General features: G+C 30.9%; 21 protein-coding genes. 12 read left to right on the top strand and 9 right to left on the bottom strand.

What is annotated here, in order from left to right; genetic code table 11:
- Positions 1-100 precede the first annotated feature (100 nt).
- The 5 genes from ACVC08_RS13795 to ACVC08_RS13775 all read left to right on the top strand — a co-directional run bounded on the left by ACVC08_RS13795 (position 101) and on the right by ACVC08_RS13775 (position 4290).
- A complete protein-coding gene (locus ACVC08_RS13795) occupies positions 101-1003 on the top strand; it encodes a mechanosensitive ion channel family protein (RefSeq protein ID WP_452598377.1) in 903 nt (300 codons plus the stop codon).
- Positions 1004-1059: 56 nt separating this feature from the next.
- Positions 1060-1293, top strand: coding sequence for a hypothetical protein (locus ACVC08_RS13790; protein ID WP_452602454.1), 234 nt, complete (start codon positions 1060-1062; stop codon positions 1291-1293).
- A 250-nt stretch (positions 1294-1543) separates the two neighbouring features.
- Positions 1544-2089, top strand: a complete 546-nt coding sequence (locus tag ACVC08_RS13785) for a hypothetical protein (protein WP_452602453.1) — start codon at positions 1544-1546, stop codon at positions 2087-2089.
- Positions 2090-2134: 45 nt separating this feature from the next.
- Positions 2135-3652, top strand: a complete 1518-nt coding sequence (locus ACVC08_RS13780; RefSeq protein WP_452602452.1) for a GH3 family domain-containing protein — start codon at positions 2135-2137, stop codon at positions 3650-3652.
- Positions 3653-3681: 29 nt separating this feature from the next.
- Entirely contained in the window at positions 3682-4290 is a 609-nt protein-coding gene (locus tag ACVC08_RS13775) for a DUF2652 domain-containing protein (protein WP_452598381.1), read from the top strand.
- A gap of 87 nt (positions 4291-4377) precedes the next feature.
- Here ACVC08_RS13775 and ACVC08_RS13770 read toward each other — a convergent pair whose 3' ends face one another.
- Positions 4378-5706, bottom strand: a complete 1329-nt coding sequence (locus ACVC08_RS13770; RefSeq protein ID WP_452602451.1) for an alpha-L-fucosidase — start codon at positions 5704-5706, stop codon at positions 4378-4380.
- Positions 5707-5718: 12 nt separating this feature from the next.
- Positions 5719-7194 (bottom strand): alpha-L-fucosidase, encoded by a 1476-nt coding sequence (locus tag ACVC08_RS13765; RefSeq protein WP_452602450.1) that lies wholly within the window; start codon positions 7192-7194, stop codon positions 5719-5721.
- Between the two features lie 236 nt (positions 7195-7430).
- Between ACVC08_RS13765 and trxB the strand changes: the two genes are divergently transcribed.
- Positions 7431-8393: a thioredoxin-disulfide reductase gene (gene trxB / locus ACVC08_RS13760; protein WP_452598384.1), complete on the top strand. Its 963-nt coding sequence runs from the start codon at positions 7431-7433 to the stop codon at positions 8391-8393.
- Positions 8394-8520: 127 nt separating this feature from the next.
- On the top strand, positions 8521-10743 hold the full coding sequence (locus ACVC08_RS13755; RefSeq protein WP_452602449.1) for an ATP-binding protein: 2223 nt from the start codon (positions 8521-8523) through the stop codon (positions 10741-10743).
- A gap of 41 nt (positions 10744-10784) precedes the next feature.
- On the opposite strand, the gene ACVC08_RS13750 is transcribed toward ACVC08_RS13755, so the two are convergent.
- The 6 genes from ACVC08_RS13750 to ACVC08_RS13725 all read right to left on the bottom strand — a co-directional run bounded on the left by ACVC08_RS13750 (position 10785) and on the right by ACVC08_RS13725 (position 15922).
- Positions 10785-11615 carry a GIN domain-containing protein gene (locus tag ACVC08_RS13750; RefSeq protein WP_452597169.1) on the bottom strand — a complete coding sequence of 277 codons (831 nt, stop codon included), beginning with the start codon at positions 11613-11615 and terminating at the stop codon, positions 10785-10787.
- A 182-nt stretch (positions 11616-11797) separates the two neighbouring features.
- Entirely contained in the window at positions 11798-12586 is a 789-nt protein-coding gene (locus tag ACVC08_RS13745; RefSeq protein WP_452602448.1) for a nuclear transport factor 2 family protein, read from the bottom strand.
- Positions 12587-12613: 27 nt separating this feature from the next.
- Entirely contained in the window at positions 12614-14473 is a 1860-nt protein-coding gene (locus tag ACVC08_RS13740) for a PspC domain-containing protein (RefSeq protein WP_452602447.1), read from the bottom strand.
- Complete coding sequence (locus tag ACVC08_RS13735; RefSeq protein WP_452597166.1) at positions 14466-14810, bottom strand: PadR family transcriptional regulator; 345 nt, start codon at positions 14808-14810, stop codon at positions 14466-14468. The genes ACVC08_RS13740 and ACVC08_RS13735 overlap by 8 nt, the downstream gene beginning before the upstream one ends.
- 96 nt (positions 14811-14906) lie before the next feature.
- On the bottom strand, positions 14907-15449 hold the full coding sequence (locus tag ACVC08_RS13730) for a hypothetical protein (protein WP_452597165.1): 543 nt from the start codon (positions 15447-15449) through the stop codon (positions 14907-14909).
- A 26-nt stretch (positions 15450-15475) separates the two neighbouring features.
- Positions 15476-15922 carry a DUF4870 domain-containing protein gene (locus ACVC08_RS13725; RefSeq protein ID WP_452597164.1) on the bottom strand — a complete coding sequence of 149 codons (447 nt, stop codon included), beginning with the start codon at positions 15920-15922 and terminating at the stop codon, positions 15476-15478.
- Between the two features lie 144 nt (positions 15923-16066).
- On the opposite strand from ACVC08_RS13725, the gene ACVC08_RS13720 reads away from it, so the two are divergent.
- The 4 genes from ACVC08_RS13720 (at position 16067) to ACVC08_RS13705 (ending at position 18451) form a co-directional block, all read left to right on the top strand.
- Positions 16067-16522, top strand: coding sequence for a DUF4442 domain-containing protein (locus ACVC08_RS13720; protein ID WP_452602446.1), 456 nt, complete (start codon positions 16067-16069; stop codon positions 16520-16522).
- A gap of 78 nt (positions 16523-16600) precedes the next feature.
- The gene (locus tag ACVC08_RS13715) at positions 16601-17392 is read left to right on the top strand and encodes a TIGR00266 family protein (RefSeq protein ID WP_452602445.1); all 792 of its coding nucleotides are present in this window, start codon (positions 16601-16603) and stop codon (positions 17390-17392) included.
- Positions 17393-17544: 152 nt separating this feature from the next.
- The gene (locus tag ACVC08_RS13710; RefSeq protein WP_452597533.1) at positions 17545-17742 is read left to right on the top strand and encodes a hypothetical protein; all 198 of its coding nucleotides are present in this window, start codon (positions 17545-17547) and stop codon (positions 17740-17742) included.
- A 196-nt stretch (positions 17743-17938) separates the two neighbouring features.
- Positions 17939-18451 carry a hypothetical protein gene (locus ACVC08_RS13705; protein ID WP_452597534.1) on the top strand — a complete coding sequence of 171 codons (513 nt, stop codon included), beginning with the start codon at positions 17939-17941 and terminating at the stop codon, positions 18449-18451.
- A 93-nt stretch (positions 18452-18544) separates the two neighbouring features.
- Here the strand turns inward: ACVC08_RS13705 and ACVC08_RS13700 are convergent, their stop codons facing one another.
- On the bottom strand, positions 18545-19483 hold the full coding sequence (locus tag ACVC08_RS13700; protein WP_452602444.1) for a LysR substrate-binding domain-containing protein: 939 nt from the start codon (positions 19481-19483) through the stop codon (positions 18545-18547).
- 120 nt (positions 19484-19603) lie between these two features.
- Between ACVC08_RS13700 and ACVC08_RS13695 the strand changes: the two genes are divergently transcribed.
- Positions 19604-20083 (top strand): Dps family protein, encoded by a 480-nt coding sequence (locus ACVC08_RS13695; protein WP_452602443.1) that lies wholly within the window; start codon positions 19604-19606, stop codon positions 20081-20083.
- The last annotated feature ends 169 nt before the right edge of the window (positions 20084-20252 follow it).

Below are 20252 nucleotides of genomic sequence, written 5' to 3'. Positions count from 1 at the left end.
AATAAAACACTACTACAATCATATGAGTTAACATCAATTTTATAAGAGCAAAAGCAGCGCTTTGTTTCCCTTTATCTTTGCTATAAACATTTAAATACACATGGATAAAGTAGAACTTACATCATTTCAAAAGATAATGGACAAGCTAGAAAGCTGGCTAGATATATTAATAACTAATTTGCCAAATATCTTGGTGGCACTAATAGTGCTAGTAACGTCTTATTTCATCTCTAAATTAATATATAGATTAGCCTTTAAAGTAACAAATAGACAGATAAAACAAGTCTCTGTTTCTAAAATAGTAGCTAGAGGAGCCTCTATTGTTATTGTTTTAGCAGGATTATTTTTAGCATTAGGCGCTTTAAACTTAGGGCAAGCATTAACAGGTTTATTAACAGGAGCAGGGATATCTGGTTTAGTTATTGGTTTAGCGCTTCAAGGCACATTATCTAATACCATTTCTGGTATAGTATTATCATTTAGAAAAAATATTAGAATTGGAGATTGGATAGAAACCAATGGTTACTCTGGAGAAGTAATAGATATTAATGTAAACTATTTTGTTTTAAGAGAAGCAGATAATAATACTGTTATACTACCAAATAAAACAATACACGAAAACCCTTTTAAAAATTATAGCTTAACTAGCAAAATGCGAGTTACCATAGAGTGTGGTGTAGGGTACGAATCAGACTTAGAAAAAGTAGAACAAGTAACAAAGGAAACAATTTCGAAATTTTATAACCAAAAAGACATAGGTAAAGAAGTCGAATTTTACTATACAGAATTTGGTGCTAGCTCAATAAATTATATAACAAGATTTTGGGTAGATGGAGAAAGCAGCTTAGAAAAACTAAGAGCAAAAAGTAAATGTATTATTGAAATTAAAAAAGCATATAAAAGAGAAGGCTTTAATATTCCATTCCCTATTAGAACGCTACAGTTCGATAATAAACTTAGCTTAAATGGTATAGAGAAAGAAGAAATGGTTTCACAAAACTAATCCGTACAATAGATTTTAAAAAAAAGAATAATATAAACCTTATAAATAATATAAAAATGAGAAAACTAACATACGTTGCATTTGCAATAGCTTTAATGACAATAACTTTAACTTCTTGTAGAAATGAGAAAACACAGAAAGAAGAACTTATAGAAGAAATGAAAGAAGATGGAGCAGAAGTTAAAACTAAAAAAGATGGAGACGAGACAAAAATAAAGATGGAAACGGAAGATAAAACTGTTAAAATTAAAGAAGATAAAGAAGAAACTAAAATTAAAGAAGAAGAATAAATAATATATAAATATAAAAAGGTTCTAGTTTTTATGATTGATTAATGGAAAAGAGCCATAAAAAAAACCGTGAAGTCTCACGGTTTTTTTATTATATAAAACAAAATAATGAGGTTTATTTTTTGTGTTTGAGCGCATCTTTAATGTATTTGAATTAAAGCTTAAGGGTAAAAAAAAATAACTTGCAATACAGTAAGATTTCAACACTATTATGTTGGATTAGTATAAATGGCTTTTTTTGAACATACAGATGATAAATAAAATAATTCCAGAATATATAAAACATGAAACAGAAGAAGCGTTGTCTTTTTACCCTGAGTTAAAAGAAGTCCCTATAGAATTTAAACTCACTAGAAAAATGAGCTCGTCTGTAATGAAAGCACAACCAAAACTTTGGAGTTTATTTAAAAAAAAGAGTAAACGAGAGTATGTTATTCTAATAAGTAGGCATTTCGATATTAAAAAGAGAGAACTACACACGAGTTACATACCTAGAGAAGTTTTAATAGGTTGGCTAGGACATGAGTTGGGGCATATAATGGATTACCATACTCGATCTAGTTTAAATTTAATAGGTTTTGGATTGGGGTATATATTTTCAGACGCATTTGTGCGTAAAGCGGAGCTAACAGCAGATAGATATGCCGTTAAGCATAATATGAAAGCCTATATCCTTGAGACAAAAAACTATATTCTAAACCATACAGAATTGTCAGACAGATATAAAGAAAAAATAAAACGCTTATACGTATCACCCAAAGAAGTTTTGGAGTTCGTAAATGAAGAAACAAGCTAGTTTAAGAACGATATTTACATAAATAACGTAATAAAAACAATTAATATGTCAATAAAAGGATCACTTATAAAAGGTGTAATTCACCTTAAAGATAGTTTAACACCAAACGTAAATCATGAAGAAGCACAACAGGATGTTTTAGAAAATTTATTAAATAAAGCAAAAGACACTGAGTTTGGAAAGGCGTATAATTTTGAAGCCATATTGTCTAGTAATAATAAAGCAGAAGCTTTTTCTAAACACATTCCGTATTTTGATTATAATAAGTTAAAAACAGAATGGTGGGATAGAGTAATTGCTGGAGAAGAAAATGTTACCTGGCCAGGTAGTCCAGATTATTTTGCTTTAAGCTCTGGTACAACAGGAAAAAAAAGTAAGCGAATACCCGTTACAAATGAAATGATAGAAGCAATAAGAAAAACAGGGTTAAAGCAAGTAGAAGCACTCTCTAATTTTGATTTGCCAGCTTCTTTTTTTGAAAAAGAAGTAATGATGCTAGGAAGCTCAACAGACCTTAATGAACGTAACGGACATTTAGAAGGCGAAATAAGTGGTATTAGTGCAAGTAAAATACCTTTTTGGTTTGAAGGTTATTACAAACCAGGAAAAGAAATTGCTAAAATAGATGATTGGGATGAAAGAGTTCTGGAAATAGCCAAAAGAGCAAAAGATTTCGATATAGGAGCCCTTAGTGGTATTCCATCATGGATAGAACTAATGTTAGAAAAAGTTATAGCCTATAATAAAGTAGACAATATCCATGAGATATGGCCTAACCTACAAGTTTATACATCTGGAGGCGTTGCTTTTGCACCTTACGAAAAAAGTTTTAATAAACTATTAGCGCACCCTATAACCGTTATAGACACCTATTTAGCATCAGAAGGATTTATTGCCTTTCAAGAGCGACCAGAAACCGATGCCATGCGTTTAGTTACAGACAGCGGTATATATTTTGAGTTTGTTCCATTTCAACCAGAATATATTAACGAAGATGGCTCTTTAAAGCAGAATGCGCCAGCAGTAGGGTTAACAGAAGTAAAACTAAATCAAGACTACGTATTATTAATTAGTACAGTTGCTGGAGCATGGCGATATGTTATAGGCGATACCATAGAATTTACAGATATAGAAAGAGCAGAAATTAAAATTACAGGACGAACTAAGTTTTTTCTTAATGTAGTAGGTTCGCAACTTTCTGTAAATAAAATGAATGAAGCTTTGTTAGAAATGGAAAATCAATTTAGTATTGAAATTCCAGAGTTTACCCTATCGGCTGTTAGAATAGAAGACGATTTTTACCATCATTGGTATCTAGGAACCGAAACGAGTCTAGAAGATAAAAAACTTGCTAAAAAACTTGATGAAACTTTGCAGAAGGCAAATAAAAATTATAAAATTGCTAGAAGTAAAGCTTTAAAAGGCGTTAAAGTGACTACTGTATCTCCTAAAGCTTTTTCAGACTGGAATGGTCTTCAAAAGAAAAAAGGAGGGCAAGTAAAAATGGAGCGTGTTATGAGCAAAGAAAGGTTTAAAGAATGGGAAGCATTTGTTTCTCGTTAAAACGATAATTAACACAATTATTTAAAAGCATGGAACAAACACCCACACCAACACTAATTTGTATTCCAGATATTAGTGGCTTTACTGAGTTTATGAGCTCTGCAGATATAGAGCTAAGCTCTCAAGTTATACCAGCACTTTTAAATAAAGTTATTTATGCCAATAAAATAGGGCTAAAAGTTTCTGAAATAGAAGGAGACGCTATTTTATTTTATAAAACAGGTAATTTACCAACATTTAAAGAGCTAATAGAGCAATGTAGGTTATTTTATACCGAATTTTATAAGCAATTAGATTTGCTGGATAAAATATATAAATACAGATCAAAAGGAATTGATATTCCAGAAGTACTAGGATTAAAAATAGTATTACATTTTGGAAAGCAAATTAGTGCGGTTCAAATAGGAAAAAATATAAAACTTATGGGAGAAGATGTTATAATAGCTCATCGCCTTCTAAAAAATAAAATCCCTTTTGATGAGTATATATTGTTTTCCGAAAATATTTTAGAACAATACAAAGATGAAGAATTAGAGCATAATTTTGGTTGGGGGCAACTTCACAAAAAAGATACCTCTTTTCAACATATTGGAGACATAAGTTATAATTATATAAACTTAAAACCATTGGTTAATTAAAAAAAGCCCATATATTATAATAAATATATAGGGCTTATTTTAATTGTTTTATAGAAGCAGGTAAATATTTATTTAAACATGTTATAATTAATTACTCTCTATTTTTTGTCCTTCTTCTCTATATAAATCAACTTCTCCATCTAATAATAATGCTATTACGGTAACGTCTTTATCTTGAACTTCTTCAGGTAAATCTATATATAATAAACCAGGGACTTTACTCCAATACTGTTTACCTACCACTCTATGCGATAGTTTTGTGCCATTCCCAACAACCCAAATTCTATTAACTTTATTTTTAAGCCCTTTTATTAATAAAGAACCATTAGGCTTGTTGTCTACATACAAATAAATAATGTTCTTATCTTTTGATAATGCTGTATACCCATTAAAATGACCATGAGGAATTCCTGCTCTAGTTTTATATATAGCTTCCTTATGTTTGTTAGTCCAACGGCCTAAACCTTTTAAAATGTTTACTTGTTCTTTAGGGATTGTTCCATCTGCTTTTGGAGCAATATCTAGAAGCAAATTTCCTCCCATACTTATACAGTCTACAAAGATTCGGATAATTTCATTTACAGACTTATACTTTTTATCATGAGGTTGATAGCCCCAAGAATCGTTCATAGTTATACATAACTCCCAATAATTGTTTTTAGGTTTAGCAATGGGTACACCTTGCTCTGGAGTAGCATAATCACCATAACCCTGTAATCTAGAATTTATAATAGTTGTAGGCGTTTTATCTAATAATAATTCACGAATTTCTTTAGCCTTCCATTTTGCTGCAGATTGCTCCCAATCTCCATCAAACCAATACAAATCTGGATTAAACCTTGTTAATTCTTTTAATTGGCCAAAGTTGAATTTTGTAAATTTTTCCCAGCGTTTATCGTCTGTTTCATAGCGTTTTTTATTTCTAGTAAAATTAGGATAATCTGGGTGAGACCAATCTAGTAGAGAATAGTATAAACCAACCTTTAGGTGTTCTTTTCTAATTGCTTCAACAAAAGGCGTAATTAAATCTTTTCTTGCCTTTGTTTTTTTAACAACATTTAAATCACTTTGTTTAGTGTTCCATAGCGCAACACCATCATGATGTTTTGTTGTAATTACAGAATATTTAGCGCCACTTTCTTTAATAAGTTTTGCCCAATATTCTGGATTGTAATTCTTGGCCGTAAAACCATTTACCTGTTTCATGTATTCAGTATACGGAATATAATTGTTGTAAAAAGACCAAGATTCATCTATACCATTTACAGCGTAAATTCCCCAATGAATAAAAACCCCCAATTTAGCATCTTTAAACCATGCTAACCTAGTGTCTTTAGGTAGCTCTTTGTTTTGTGATGAAAGGCTTAAACTAAAGAAGAATAAAGTTAAACATAATAATTGTTTTTGGTATTTCATAACTGTTGGTTTTTATATTGATGAAATTTTAAAAGTCCAGACATAATTAGAAGGCGGATTTTTTCTTAGTTTTTCGGGGATGTAGAGCGTAAAACCCTTTTCGTTTTTTTTCCATTTTAGGTGTTTTTTAGAGCCTAGTAATTGCACCTTAGCTCCTATTTTTGGCGTAATAGATGTAATGGTAATTTCTTGTGGCATTATGTTTTCTCCCTCTTTTGCTAAGTAAAATAAAAAAACATGCCCTTCTTTGTTTTGAGTCATGCATATATTTTTTTCCTTAAAAGGCGCTATTGGTTGGGTATTATATATAGCAGTATTATTAATAGCCATCCAGTCCTCAAATTCTTTTAAAAGCTTATAAGCCCCTTGTTGCCATGTTCCATCTGGACCAGGAGCAATATTTAATAATAAATTACCACCTTTGGCTACAATATCTACTAGAGTTTGAATTCCTTTCCTACCACTCATGTATTTTGCATTTGGTGTGTACGACCATCCACCACCAGATATAATGCAAGACTCCCAAGGATAAGGCAATGTTTTATCTGGAATTCTATTTTCTGGAGTTAGGTAATTTTGATTTTTACCATAAACAGCTCTGTCAACAACAATAAGACCTGGTTGTTTTTTTCTAGCTTTTTCTACCAATTCATCCATGCGTATGTCTTGGTTTACAATACGATGTTTTAAATACCCAGCATCACTATTTTTAATAGTTTTTTCATACCAACTGCTTACTTCTTTTTTAGGTGTTTTGGCTACCCAACCACCATCTAGCCATAAAATATCTACTTTGCCATAATCGGTCATTAATTCCATTATTTGATTATGCGTAAATGCTACAAATTTTGCCCATTTCTCTGGGTGCTCTTCTGGAGAGTAATTTACATTTCTATCTTTTGGAGGATAATAAGGATCCCAGTAATGCTCAGAATGCCAGTCTGGTTTAGAGAAATATGCCCCTGTCCACAACCCTTCTTTTCTAAAGGAATTAAATATTTCTTTGGTAATATTGGCTTTAGGATGATTAGAAAAAGGTGTTGCAGAATCTGTTATTTTATAATTAGTATATTTTGAGTCGAACATAGAAAACCCATCATGATGTTTTGTAGTAAAAACAACATATTTCATTCCTGCTTTTCTTGCAGCTTTAGCCCATTTATCTGGATTAAAGAGAATGGGGTTAAAAGTATTTTTTAATGCTTCGTACTCTTGTTTGTATAAAAAATAATTTTGAGGATTACTACCTTTTTTTCGTTCGCACCATTCATATTCTTCAGGAGAAAGCGACCATGACTCAACAATACCCCATTGGCTGTATGCTCCCCAATGCATTAATAATCCAAATTTTTTACCTTGCCATTCTTCTAATTTTTGTAATACTAAAGTATCCGTTTCAGGAACATAGCGCTCATCTTCATGATTCCCTTGTGCATTTCCAGTTAAGACAAATAAACACAAGATTATAAATGGGATTAGTTTTCTCATAGTACTATATTTAGCATAAAATTAAGCATATTAATTTAAAGAAAAATCCATATACGCTATTGTTGTTTATTTAAAAAGATAGAGTAGAGGTGTCGCTTACTCTTTTTAAGTTTAAATAAATTAGGACTAAATATGTTGTATAAAAATAAATTATCTGCAAATAATAACTTTTAATAGTTTACTTGTAAGTTTTCTTATAAAAATTCTACTTTTGCTTAATACAAAAAGAATTAAACATGTCTGATACAATAGAAAAAGTAAAATGCTTAATAATAGGTTCTGGACCAGCTGGATATACAGCTGCAATATATGCTGCAAGAGCAAATATGAGTCCAGTATTATACCAAGGAACACAACCAGGAGGGCAATTAACAACCACTAACGATGTTGAGAATTTCCCTGGATATCCTAAAGGAATTACTGGCCCAGAAATGATGATGGAACTACAAGCGCAAGCGGAACGTTTTGAAACAGATGTGCGTGATGGATGGATAACTAAAGTAGATTTTTCGGGAGATGTGCATAAGGTATGGGTTAATGATACTAAAGAAATTCATTGCGATACTGTAATTATATCTACTGGAGCTTCTGCAAAATATTTAGGTTTAGAGTCTGAACAAAAATATTTAAAACTTGGAGGAGGTGTATCGGCATGTGCAGTTTGTGATGGGTTCTTCTATAGAAATCAAGAAGTTGTTATTGTTGGTGCTGGAGATAGTGCTTGCGAAGAAGCTCATTATTTATCTAAACTATGTACTAAAGTAACAATGTTAGTAAGACGCGACGAGTTTAGAGCATCGAAAATAATGGCTAGTAGAGTAAAGAATACTGAGAATATAGAAATACTTTTTAATACAGAAACAGAAGAAGTTTTAGGAGACGGACAAGTTGTTACTGGTGTTAGAGTTAAAAATAACCAAACGCAAGAAGTACACGACATTCCTGCAACAGGAATGTTTGTAGCTATAGGACATAAACCAAACACAGATATTTTTAAAGGATTTTTAGATTTAGACGAAACAGGATACATTATTAATGTTCCAGGAACATCTAAAACAAATGTAGAAGGTGTTTTTGTAAGTGGAGATGCAGCAGACCATGTATACCGCCAAGCAATAACAGCAGCTGGAACAGGGTGTATGGCCGCGTTAGATGCAGAACGTTACTTAGCAGCTAAAGAGGCGCCAGTAGAAGCATAAAAAAATAGACACTATTATTAAAAACCGAAGTTATAAACTTCGGTTTTTTTGTTTTTAATAAAAAAATATAAATATTACCTATAAATTACTATTTTGCACATTTTAAATTAGTTAGCCCCTAATGACTATGACTATAAAAAATCTGCAAAGTACAGATACTATAAAATTACTTCTTGAAGATGCATATTACGAACGAACCAGTAATATCGAAAATAGTATAAAAACTGCAAATAGAGCGCTTAAAATGAGTAAGGCTCTTGGTAATAACGTATACATTGGTAAAAGCTTAAATCAGTTAGCGCTATACCATATGATTATTAGCGATTTTGAACAATCTAAAAACTACTCTAAAGAAGCTATATCATATTTTTCACCAATAAACGATGAACAAGGTATAGCAGATGCTAATTACAGTATTGGTAGTATACATTATAAAACCAATAACTATCATGTAGGCCTTAAGTACCTATTAGAATCCTTAAGAATTTATAGAAAATATAATGATTTTCCCAGTCAATCTAAAGTAGAAAAGGCCATTGGAACTATCTACGAATATATGGGAGACCATGATAATGCATTTAAATCTTATAAAAGCTCTATAAAAATTGCGAGAAAAATTCCAGACCTTAATTTAGAAACAAATGTTTGTAATAATCTTTCCGGATTATTATTAAAAAAGAAGCGGCCTAAATATGCCATGCAGGTTATAGAGCATTCTATTAAAAGTAAAAAATTAACAAATGATATAAGAGGGCTAGGCTTCGCTATTTATGGAAGAGGTAAAGTCTTTTTTGCTATACAAGAATATGAAAAAGCAAAGGCAGATTTTTTAACGGCTATAAATATCCATAAAGACACTATTGAAAATTTAGGAGCATCAATGGGACTCCATAAATTAGGAGTACTTTACTATAAGTTGGGACGTTTAGAAGAAGCTATCGATGTTTTAGAAGAATCATTACAACTAAGCTTAAAGTATAATATATCTATGATAAAAATTAAAAACTATCATATACTATATTTAATATACAAGCAAAATGGAAATACAGAAAAAGCATTAAAATACTTAGAGATTTATTTGTCGGAAAAAGAAGCCGTAATTAATACCCAGACACTTAAAGTGATGGAAGATTACGACTTAATTAATAAGATGAATAAGCTAGAAAATGAAGCAGAATTACAAAGGGTAAAACAAAAAAATATAGATAAAAAAAATAGAGCAGAAAAGCGCTCTGTTGCATTAAAGCAGCAGTTTTTATCTATTATGAGTCATGAAATAAGAACGCCACTTAACGCCATTACAACTATTGTATCTATTCTAGAGAAAAAAGTTAAAGGAGAAAATAAAGAATTACTAGATAGTCTTCAATTTGCCTCAAATAACTTAATTAATATTGTTAATGATATTTTAGATTTTACAAAGTTAGACTCCAGAAAAGCTAAATTAGAACTAGATAATTCTAACTTATATAAATTATGTAACAAAATAGCAAACCTCCATTTAAATGTGGCCCAAAGTAAAGGCTTAGACATTGTATTAGAAAATAATATTTCTGAAAATCAAAATTACCTTATAGATGAGACAAAAATGACTCAAATACTAAGTAATTTAATAAATAATGCTATTAAGTTTACAGATAAAGGAGGAGTAACCATTAGTGCCGAATTAATTGAAGAACAAGAATCTTACGATGTTATTAAATTAAGTGTTAAGGATACTGGCGAAGGAATTTTGGAAAAAGATATTACCGAGATTTTTGAAAGCTTCTCTCAAGTAAAACCTATAATGACACGTAAACAAGGAGGAACAGGTTTAGGCCTTGCTATTGTTAAGCGTCTAGTAAAGTTACACGGAAGTCAAATAAAAGTAAAAAGTAAAGAACATGAAGGTTCTGAGTTTTATTTTAGTGTTAAATTAAAAAAAGCAGCAGTAAGTAAAAAGATTAATATAAATAATAATTATTATAAATTAGATGGTAAACAGGTTTTATTAGCAGAAGATACGCCAATAAACTCAATGCTTATTAAAAAACTATTATCTAACTGGGGAGTAATAACAGATCATGTAGTAAATGGTAAAGAAGCTTTTGAATACACTAAGAAAAAAACATACGATTTTATTTTAATGGATATCCATATGCCAGAAATGAATGGTTTAGATGCAACATACTTAATTAAAACAGAGCCAAACCTTAATAAAGAAACCCCTGTTTTTGCAGTTACCGCAGATGTCATGGCAAATGAAAAAGAAGAAGGTTTAAATTTGTTTGATGGTATTTTGTGGAAACCTATAGAAATAGAGAAGTTTTACTCTACATTAGCAAATGCTGTAAAAAGTAATACCATTTAAATACTAGTATTTAAATGGTATTGTTAGTCTATTTTTTAAGACTATTTCTTCTTTAAAATAGCTTTGTCTTGAAATGTCTTTAATTCTATTTTTGGACTACCGTAAATATTGGTTTCGGTAGATCCTGAAGCCTCTATAGTTAATTTTTTTGAAACTTCTATTTCTGCATAAGCTTTGGTTTCTATAGTTAATAAACAATTTTTAGCAGTTAGCTTACTCCCTTTAAATTTAGAGCCATTATCTAACCTTAATTCTAACTCATCTGTATCTCCTTCAATTTTCGCAAAAGTATTTTGATACATATCTATTTCAATTTTATCGGCATTTATTAAAGCTTCAACATCACTATTCTCGCTTAATTCTAAAGTGGCATTGTCTGCTGTAACATTAAGTTTAGAGTCGGCTTTGTCTCCACTAACTAGTTTAAATAAGTTAGCTCTTAACGTTAAAAAGGCTTTAGACGATCCTTTAGTAATTAAAGTCATATTATCTGCTTTTATAGTGCTGAGGTCGCTAATTTCACCATCGTCTTTTAACTCTATGGTGTTTAACGTTTCTGGAGCTGTAACAATAATTTCTAGTTTTTTGTGGGCAGCAATTCGTTTCGTTGTACTAAATTTTAAACTACCATCTTGTACAGCAAATTCAATAACATCATGTAAATTATCATCGGCATTAATCTCTACAGAAGGTGTTAAACCTTGTGTTAATTTAATTTTAAAAGATTCTCCAACAACTATATGCTCGAAAGTATCAATTTCTGTAATAACATTACTAACATTTCTACTGCCTTTTATTTTTCCTTTTTTCTGAGAAAAACCGCTAAAAGTTGTTAGAATAATAAGTAGGAAAAGTATTATTTTTTTATTCATTTTTGGGATTTATTATATTACAAACAAATATAAACAAAAACCATCCCAAACTTAATTAAAAGCTTAAAATGGTTTTTTAACTATTAGTTTTTTGGTTGATTTATAATATAATCATTGTAATTAGTGCGATAACAAATTTAGCTAGAACTATCATTAGAGTTGTTTTTTAATTGATGATTATTTTACTGTTTTATGGCTTCGTCTACAACTTTACCATTTTCTTTAACTAGAAACTTTTCTATGCTACCTGCAGCGTTCGTAACAAATTCGAAAGTTACAGGAGCTTCCTTTATAAAAAATTCGGTTTTAGATTTGGCATGTAATATGGCTTGTTTTTTACCAATATCTATTTCTAATTTATCGTCTTTTAAACGAATAGTTACATGCTGTTTTTTATTAGAATTGTAGATACCAGTATAGTGTTTTAAATCTTTTATTATAACCGTTGTTTCTTCTGTATTAGGCTGTGCCTTATGGTCGTAACTTAACACGCGTTTAATTTTCCAGTTTTCATTTTCCTTTATCCAAAGATGAGTAAATTTGGCAAGACTACCTTGCGATTGACTACCATCTTTAGCAAGTTCATTAAATGTGTGTTCTCCTGTTTGTATAGCACCATATAATGTACCGTTATCGTATAACGGAAATACCTTTAAACTTCCAGCTACTAATGTTCTACGTATAGTAACAGTGTTGTTAGGAGAACAAATACCACTTTTCATGGATAGTATAAATGCTTCTTTAGAGTTAGAGATTCCCGAATTATCATGATAAAACTCTAAATCGTCTGCAATAAACGTTTTAAATTGACTAATGTCGCAGGTATTAAACCCTACATTAAATAATAAACTATCGTTAGCTTTTAGTGCTTTAAATAATTCTGAAGCTTTAGAAACTTGCCCGTAAGCTATAGTAGAAAAACCTAGAGTTAAAATAGATAATAAAAAGATAATGGATTGAGTTGGTTTCATTTTGATTGATTTTAAATTAAAGAGTGACTATTCGTCACTCTTTTTACCTTTTTTTGATGTTATTTCTATACCATCGTCATCTATTTTAACATCTACGTTTTTCCCTTCAGCCTTTACACCGTTATCGTCTATTTTAACGCCTAAGTTTTCTGTTTTGGCTTCTAAACCATTATCATTAATTTCTAATTTAGAATTATTACCATTTAAGTCTACTTTTACTTTAAACTCATCATCTTCTGTTTCTTCTATAGGGCAATCTACGCAATTTAATGTGTCATTTTCTATAGTATAATGGTAACCTTCTTCTACCTTAGATAATAAACCTCTGTATATATGGTAGCTGTGAACACTTTTGTCTGGAAATAGTGTAACGTCATTTGGAAGATATACCGTAATTTCTATTTCTTGATCTTTATAAGACTCGTCATTAGCAATTAAAAAGTAATTATTTAATTCTAACACATTATTTGTTAATGCATAATCGTAACTAATACCTTCTGCTCTGTTTTTAGCAGTATCATAATCGATACCTCTTGCAGTACGTAGCACCTTAATTTTTGCAACGCTGTCTCTTGTAGATTTTACAGTAATACGGATATCTTGAGAATAAACGACACGTTCTCCATTTTCATTAAAACCAGTACTATAACCATAGCTTCTTCTATTTCTTTCAGAGAAATAATCATTCCCTTTCATGGTAAGGACTAAAGTATCGTTAGCTTTAATGTTATCAAATTTCTCTGTAGTAATAAAAGCACCTTCTTCTTTGTAAGACATACTGTGTTTAGCTACTAAAACAATAATACTTATTAAACAAATTAGCCATACACCTAATAAAGCAGATTTAGCAAATACACCTATAGATTTTAAGTTGTTAATTAGAATTTTTAAGCCTAGGTATAGTATAAAAAAGGCCATAATTCCAAAAAAGAAAAAGAATATTATAGATAGCCCCCAAATAGGTATACCAGTTGAGTTTGCTACATCAAGCCAGTCTACTCCTGGAAAATGAATAGAGTCTACGATACCTAAAGATAAAAACCCTATAAATAACCCGATTAATGCACTAGCACCAGTAATAATTAAAATGATACCAATAAACTTTGCAAACAGCTTTAAAAAGAACATCATGACATCTGCAATTGTATCGAAAAATGTTTTAGAACTAGATTTAATTCTATTGCCTTGCTTATTGAGGTCTACTTTTTTTACACCTTCAGAAATACTATCGCTAGCATTACCAATACCTTCCTTAAGTTTAGTACCAGCTTTATCTAAATGTGTTCCTACATTTTCGGAAGCATTTTGAAACCCGTCACGAATTTTTTTTTCAATATTACTAATATTCACAGGGTCTCCCGTCATAGTAATTTTATCGGCAGTGGTTACGGCTTCAGGAATTAAAATCCATAATAATATGTACAAAATAATTCCAGTTCCAGCTCCAAATACCAAAAGTAACCATGCTAAACGAATCCATAGAGCATCTATACCAAAGTAATGTGCTAATCCAGACGATACACCTCCAACATAAGAATTGTCTGTATCCCTAAATAACTTTCTTGATTTAGACGACGACGTCCTTCTTTGTGTTTTGCTAGGCTCATCTTCAAAGATTTCATCATCTACTATATAGTCTTCGGGTTGTCCCATAATGGTAATAACCTCGTCTACTTCTTTTGTTCCTATTACTTGCTTATCATGCTTAACGCGCTCAGTAAATAATTCTGCAATTCTGGCCTCTATATCCGAAATGATTTCCGAACGCCCTTGCGAATCTGTAAATGAACGTTTTATAGCCTCAAGATAGCGTTGTAATTTTGAGTACGCATCTTCATCTATATGAAAAAATATACCTGCTAAATTTATGTTGACTGTTTTATTCATTTTTTGTTGTTTTTGAGCTTGTTACTATGTTAACTGCGTTTTGTAATTCGTCCCAAGTAGTGGTTAGTTCTTTTAAAAATAATTTTCCTGTTTCTGTTAAGCCATAATACTTTCTTGGCGGTCCAGAAGTAGACTCTTCCCAACGGTAGTTAAGGAGTCCTGCATTTTTTAACCGTGTTAATAAAGGATAGATTGTTCCCTCTACAACAAGTAGTTTTGCGTCTTTTAGAGTACCTAATATTTCGGCAACATAAGCATCGTCATCTTTTAAAACCGATAATATGCAGTACTCTAAAACACCTTTTCGCATTTGTGCTTTTGTGTTTTCTATTTTCATACTTTAAATAGATTAAATTTTAAACTGTTCATTTTTTGATTGATTGATTGATTGATTGATTGATTGATTGATTGATTGATTGATTGATTGAAAAAATTAAAAATAAACCTGGTTTATATAGACCAAGGCTGAAATATTGATTACTATTAGTATAAATGTTATAAGATTAAATTTCCATGATATATTATTGTTTTTTGTAGTTTTTACAATAAAATAAAGCAGTATAGCACTAACAATTAAAGGAAGTGTCATTTTTCCTATGCCTAACCATTCACTAATTCTAGCTTCATCGTTAGATTGCCCTATATAACTAATAACTGCTGCAAAAAAGCGCATAAGAAAACAAGTGAATAAAAAGGGATACCACATTAAATTCTTTGACTTCTTTATTATAAAAAATATAATTAAACCCTGTATAATTGTAAAGATTGGACCAGCTGCGCTAACCAATTGTTTTTCCCAACCTGTATTAAATTTCCCATCTCCAACTATACCAGCAGAATTTAAATTCATCCACATATCGTAACCTAAAGCTTTGCCCATTAAAAAGTGAGCACCTTCGTGTAAAACAAAAGATAAAAACACAGCTAGTATGCTAATGCTAACATATTTTAAATTTATTTTAAGGTTCTGAGACATCTTTTAATTTTTACTGTTTATTAAAATTATTTTAAAAATCTTATGGTTAATGGATATTTATAAAAAATACCATCTCTTGCTTTTATACTTGCGGTAATTATAAATACAATTTCTAAAATGAAACCTATAAAGGCAAGAAAACCTAAAGAGCCTCCTATGTAAAATAGAGGAGAAGGTTTATTTATATTAATATGGATGCTATCGAAAAAATTAAAATCCATAAAATCTAAATTATTAAATAAGCTAAATAGAAAAAACGGAATGGTTAACATACCAATAATTAATGCGTACAATAAAATGCTAATTTGAAAATTAATAGCCTCTTTACCGTGTTCATCTATAAATTGAGATTTATCCTTATTAACAGACCATAAAACAAGTGGGCCTAAAAAATTACCAAAAGGAATAACAAACCTTGAAAAAGTAGATAAATGTATAAATGTTGCAATAGTATTGTGATTATTTTCGGTCATTTGTAAAAGTATATAATAGTTTCTTATGCAAATATATGTCTAAAAAAAGGTATTATGTAACGCATAGTACTAAAAATTAACAAAATATTAACATTTAATGAAGTCGATTATTTTCAATATTTTTGATGTAAATAGAAAAACAAAATGAAGCTAACACCCAGAAAAATTAATACTTTCAACCTCTTTAAGTTACCCGCAGTTTTCTTTACAGGCGTACGTGTAAAATCTATAACTAAAGCGAGTTGTTCTGTTGCTGTAAAACACAGATGGATAAATCAAAACCCTTTTAAGTCTATGTTTTGGGCAGTACAAGGTATGGCCGCAGAATTAGCAACTGGTGCTTTGGTATTAATGAAAATTAGAGAAACAGGAAAACCTATTTCTATGTTAGTAACTACTAACAATGCCACATTTACTAAAAAAGCAACAGGAAAAATTACGTTTGTTTGTAACGATGGGCATTTAATAGATGAAGCCTTAGAAAGAACAATTGAAACTGGCGAAGGACAAATAGTATGGATGAAAGCTGTTGGTACAAATAAAGAAGGTGTAGTAGTCTCTACTTTTAATTTTGAATGGTCGGTAAGGCTTAAAAGATAGTACATACCATAATAAAGTATGTAACAAATTAATAAGAGTATATACTAACAGCTATATTAATCTAAAAAACGAATAAAAATGACAGCACACGAAATAGACTATAGAATTTACGGAGAAGAAATGCAATATGTAGAGATTGAATTAGACCCTCAAGAAGGTGTTGTTGCAGAATCTGGAAGTTTTATGATGATGGACGATGGTATTAAAATGGAAACCATTTTTGGAGATGGTTCTAAAAAAGATTCTGGATTTCTTGGTAAAATATTAGGAGCAGGAAAACGCATCCTTACAGGAGAGAGTTTATTTATGACCGCTTTTTATAATAACTTAACAGGAAAACGTAACGTATCGTTTGCATCTCCATACCCAGGAAAAATTGTACCTATAGATTTAATGGAATACCGTGGTAAATTTATTTGCCAAAAAGATGCTTTTTTATGTGCAGCCAAAGGTGTAAGTGTAGGCATAGAATTTAGTAAACGATTAGGAAGAGGATTGTTTGGAGGCGAAGGCTTTATTATGCAAAAATTAGAAGGTGATGGTATGGCATTTGTACATGCAGGAGGTACCATGGCAAGAAAAGAACTAAGAGCTGGAGAAACTTTACGTGTAGATACAGGCTGTATTGTTGGTTTTACCCAAGATATAGATTACGATATAGAATTTGTAGGCGGTATTAAAAACACTGTATTTGGAGGCGAAGGACTCTTTTTTGCTAAACTACAAGGCCCAGGTGTCGTGTACATACAATCGTTACCATTTAGTAGGTTAGCAGGTCGTGTTTTGGCAAGTTTACCACGAGGCGGTAATAGCAAAGGAGAAGGTAGTATTTTAGGAGGTTTAGGCGATTTATTAGATGGAGATAATTAACAGTTAAATTAAAAAATTAAGTTTTATTTAACTGTTAAAAATTAAGTCTAATGTATTTTGAGTTTGTTTTTTTATTACCTTTAATCGAAATAATAAACCATTCGCCTATAGCAAAATACTACTTTTTTTAACTAAACCCTTATTATTTAATTATGGCTAGAGCAATGTTCGAGTACACCAAAACAATACTTAACAAAGTAAGTTTTGATGCTAACTTATTTTGCAAGGAAGTGCAAAAAGCACTCGAAAGGTTATTACCTTACGAAATAAAAGAGTTAAAGATTTATATAGAATCTTTAATACAGGAAAATCCAGATTTAGACCAATGTCTAATCTATTTAAAATCATAAACAAAAAGCGACTTACGAGTCGCTTTTTTTAGTTAATAAAGTACTCATCCTATAATTAGTTGAATTTGTATCACCCTGTTTTTTATACTAGGGGTTTATACTTGTATTCATCTAAAAGTAATTCTACTCTTAAATATATAAAGTATGTATGGTAAGTTTATCGCACTATTAACTTTTTATTAATTAAACTAACATTATGAGTACTACAGAACAAGTAAATTTCGAAAAAACGCTTGAAGAATTAAAAGCAACATTAGACCAATCTATTCCAGAACTTAATAAAATGGGAGTTGCTCTTACTGGCAATACATTAGCGCAAGATTCGAATGCATCAATGTCTGCAAGACGTGCGGCAAACCCAGTAAAAATTGAAACAAATTGGTGGGGTGTTAATTTTATACTTAATGAAAAAGTTACACAAGACTTAATAGCGGGAACTACTGGAAGTGGTGTTGTAGCAGGATTTGTTGCAACAGCCTTAGGAGGAGCAGGTGTTATTACAGGAGGAGCCGCTACAGTAATTGGTGGAGGTATAGCTGCTATTTTCGCTATTAAAATTGCACAAATGAAAATTGTTAACCGAGGTAATGGTGTACACTTTCCTATAACATGGTTACAATGGGCGGCAATAGTTGCAGCGCTTCCTGGAGGACCAGCAGCGATATTAGCAGCAGGAGCTGTGTTATTACACCCAATACCAAATAACTAATAAAATAAAATAGTCTCCCTAATTATTATTAACTAAAATGCTATGTAAAATATATTTTACATAGCATTTTTATAAGGTATAAAACAAGTGGTATTATTTAGCCAAAGGACTAATAATTTCTACGTTTTGAAAAGCAATGGCACCTCTTATAATTCCAGAGATAACATCTTGCATGGCTTCGATAATTTGCATTTTTAGCTCACTTTTATGGTAAATAATACTTACTTCTCTAGCTGGAGAAGGACTATTAAAGTGGCGAATGTTTGCTTTGGTTTTATCGTTAACATCTAAAGTGTGCAGGTAAGGCAATAAAGTCATACCTAACCCTTCATTAGACAGTTTCATAAGCGTTTCTATACTTCCGCTTTCTAATTGAAACGAATCGTCTGTATGGTCTTTAAACACTTTACACAAATTAATAACACCATCTCTAAAGCAATGCCCATCTTCTAATAATAACATATCTTCAATATCTAAATCAGCGATATCAATTTTTTTCTTATCGGCTAATCTATGACTGTCTGGAATGTAAGCCACAAAAGGCTCAAAATACAATACGCGTTCTTTAATAGTTTCATTCTCTAGAGGTGTAGCAGCAATGGCGGCATCTAAATGTCCATCGTTAATTCTAGAAATAATTTCTTCGGTAGTTAACTCTTCTATAATAAGCTTTACTTTTGGATGCTTTTTTATAAAGGTTTTTAAAAACATAGGGAGTAAAGTAGGCATAATAGTAGGTATAATACCTAGTTTAAACTCTCCACCAATAAATCCTTTTTGTTGGTCTACAATATCCTGTATTCTATTAGACTCGTTAACAATATTTCTAGCCTGAGTTACTATTTTTTTACCAACTTCTGTTAGTTCTATAGGTTTTTTACTTCTATCGAAAATTAAAATATCTAATTGATCTTCTAATTTTTGAATCTGCATACTTAAAGTAGGCTGTGTTACAAAACATTTGGCAGCTGCTTTTGTAAAGTTTTGATGCTCTGCCACAGCAAGTACGTAAGATAATTGTGTAATTGTCATTGTTGGTTTATAGTTTTAGACTATAAAAATATAAAAATCATCGATAAAACTTATAGTTTTTAATATTTAATTATGAATTAATTTTGTGTAAGATTTTAAAAACAAACAATAATAACAAACATGAAATATAATAGCCTAGGATTAGGAACAGAAATAACAAAAGAATTAGCAAGCGATTTAAATAATTTACTAGCTAATTTTCAGACCTATTACCAAAATTTAAGAGGAATTCATTGGAATATAAAAGGAAAAAACTTTTTCGATTTACACGTTAAGTTTGAAGAGTTGTACACCGATGCTAACATGAAGGTAGACTTACTAGCAGAACGTATTTTAACCTTAGGTGAAACCCCTTTACATACGTTTGAAGATTACAGCGCCATTACAAAAGTACCTGTTGGAAAAAACATTTCTAAAGATGATAAAGCTGTACGCTTAATTGTTGACTCTTTAACAGAGTTATTAAAAATAGAGCGAGCAATACTTGAAAAAGCTGGAGAAGCTAATGATGAAGGTACAAACTCTATGATGAGCGATTTTATTACCGAACAAGAAAAAACCGTTTGGATGATGAGTGCTTGGTTAGAGGAGAGTATTTAATGTCTAGTAGTCATTCCCGTGAAGACGGGAATCTCATCTAGTGCAAGTAGATTCCTGCCTACGCAGGAATGACAGATAAAACCCCAGTTAAAACACTTGTTTTAACTGGGGCTTGTTGTTTTTTTGATTGATGTTGATTAATAAAAATCACGTCCATTCGAGTTGAAGC

The sequence above is a fragment of the Pontimicrobium sp. MEBiC06410 genome, from assembly GCF_053601615.1.
Note: the sequence above shows the minus strand (reverse complement) of the source record. Positions and strands in the feature narration are given on the sequence as shown.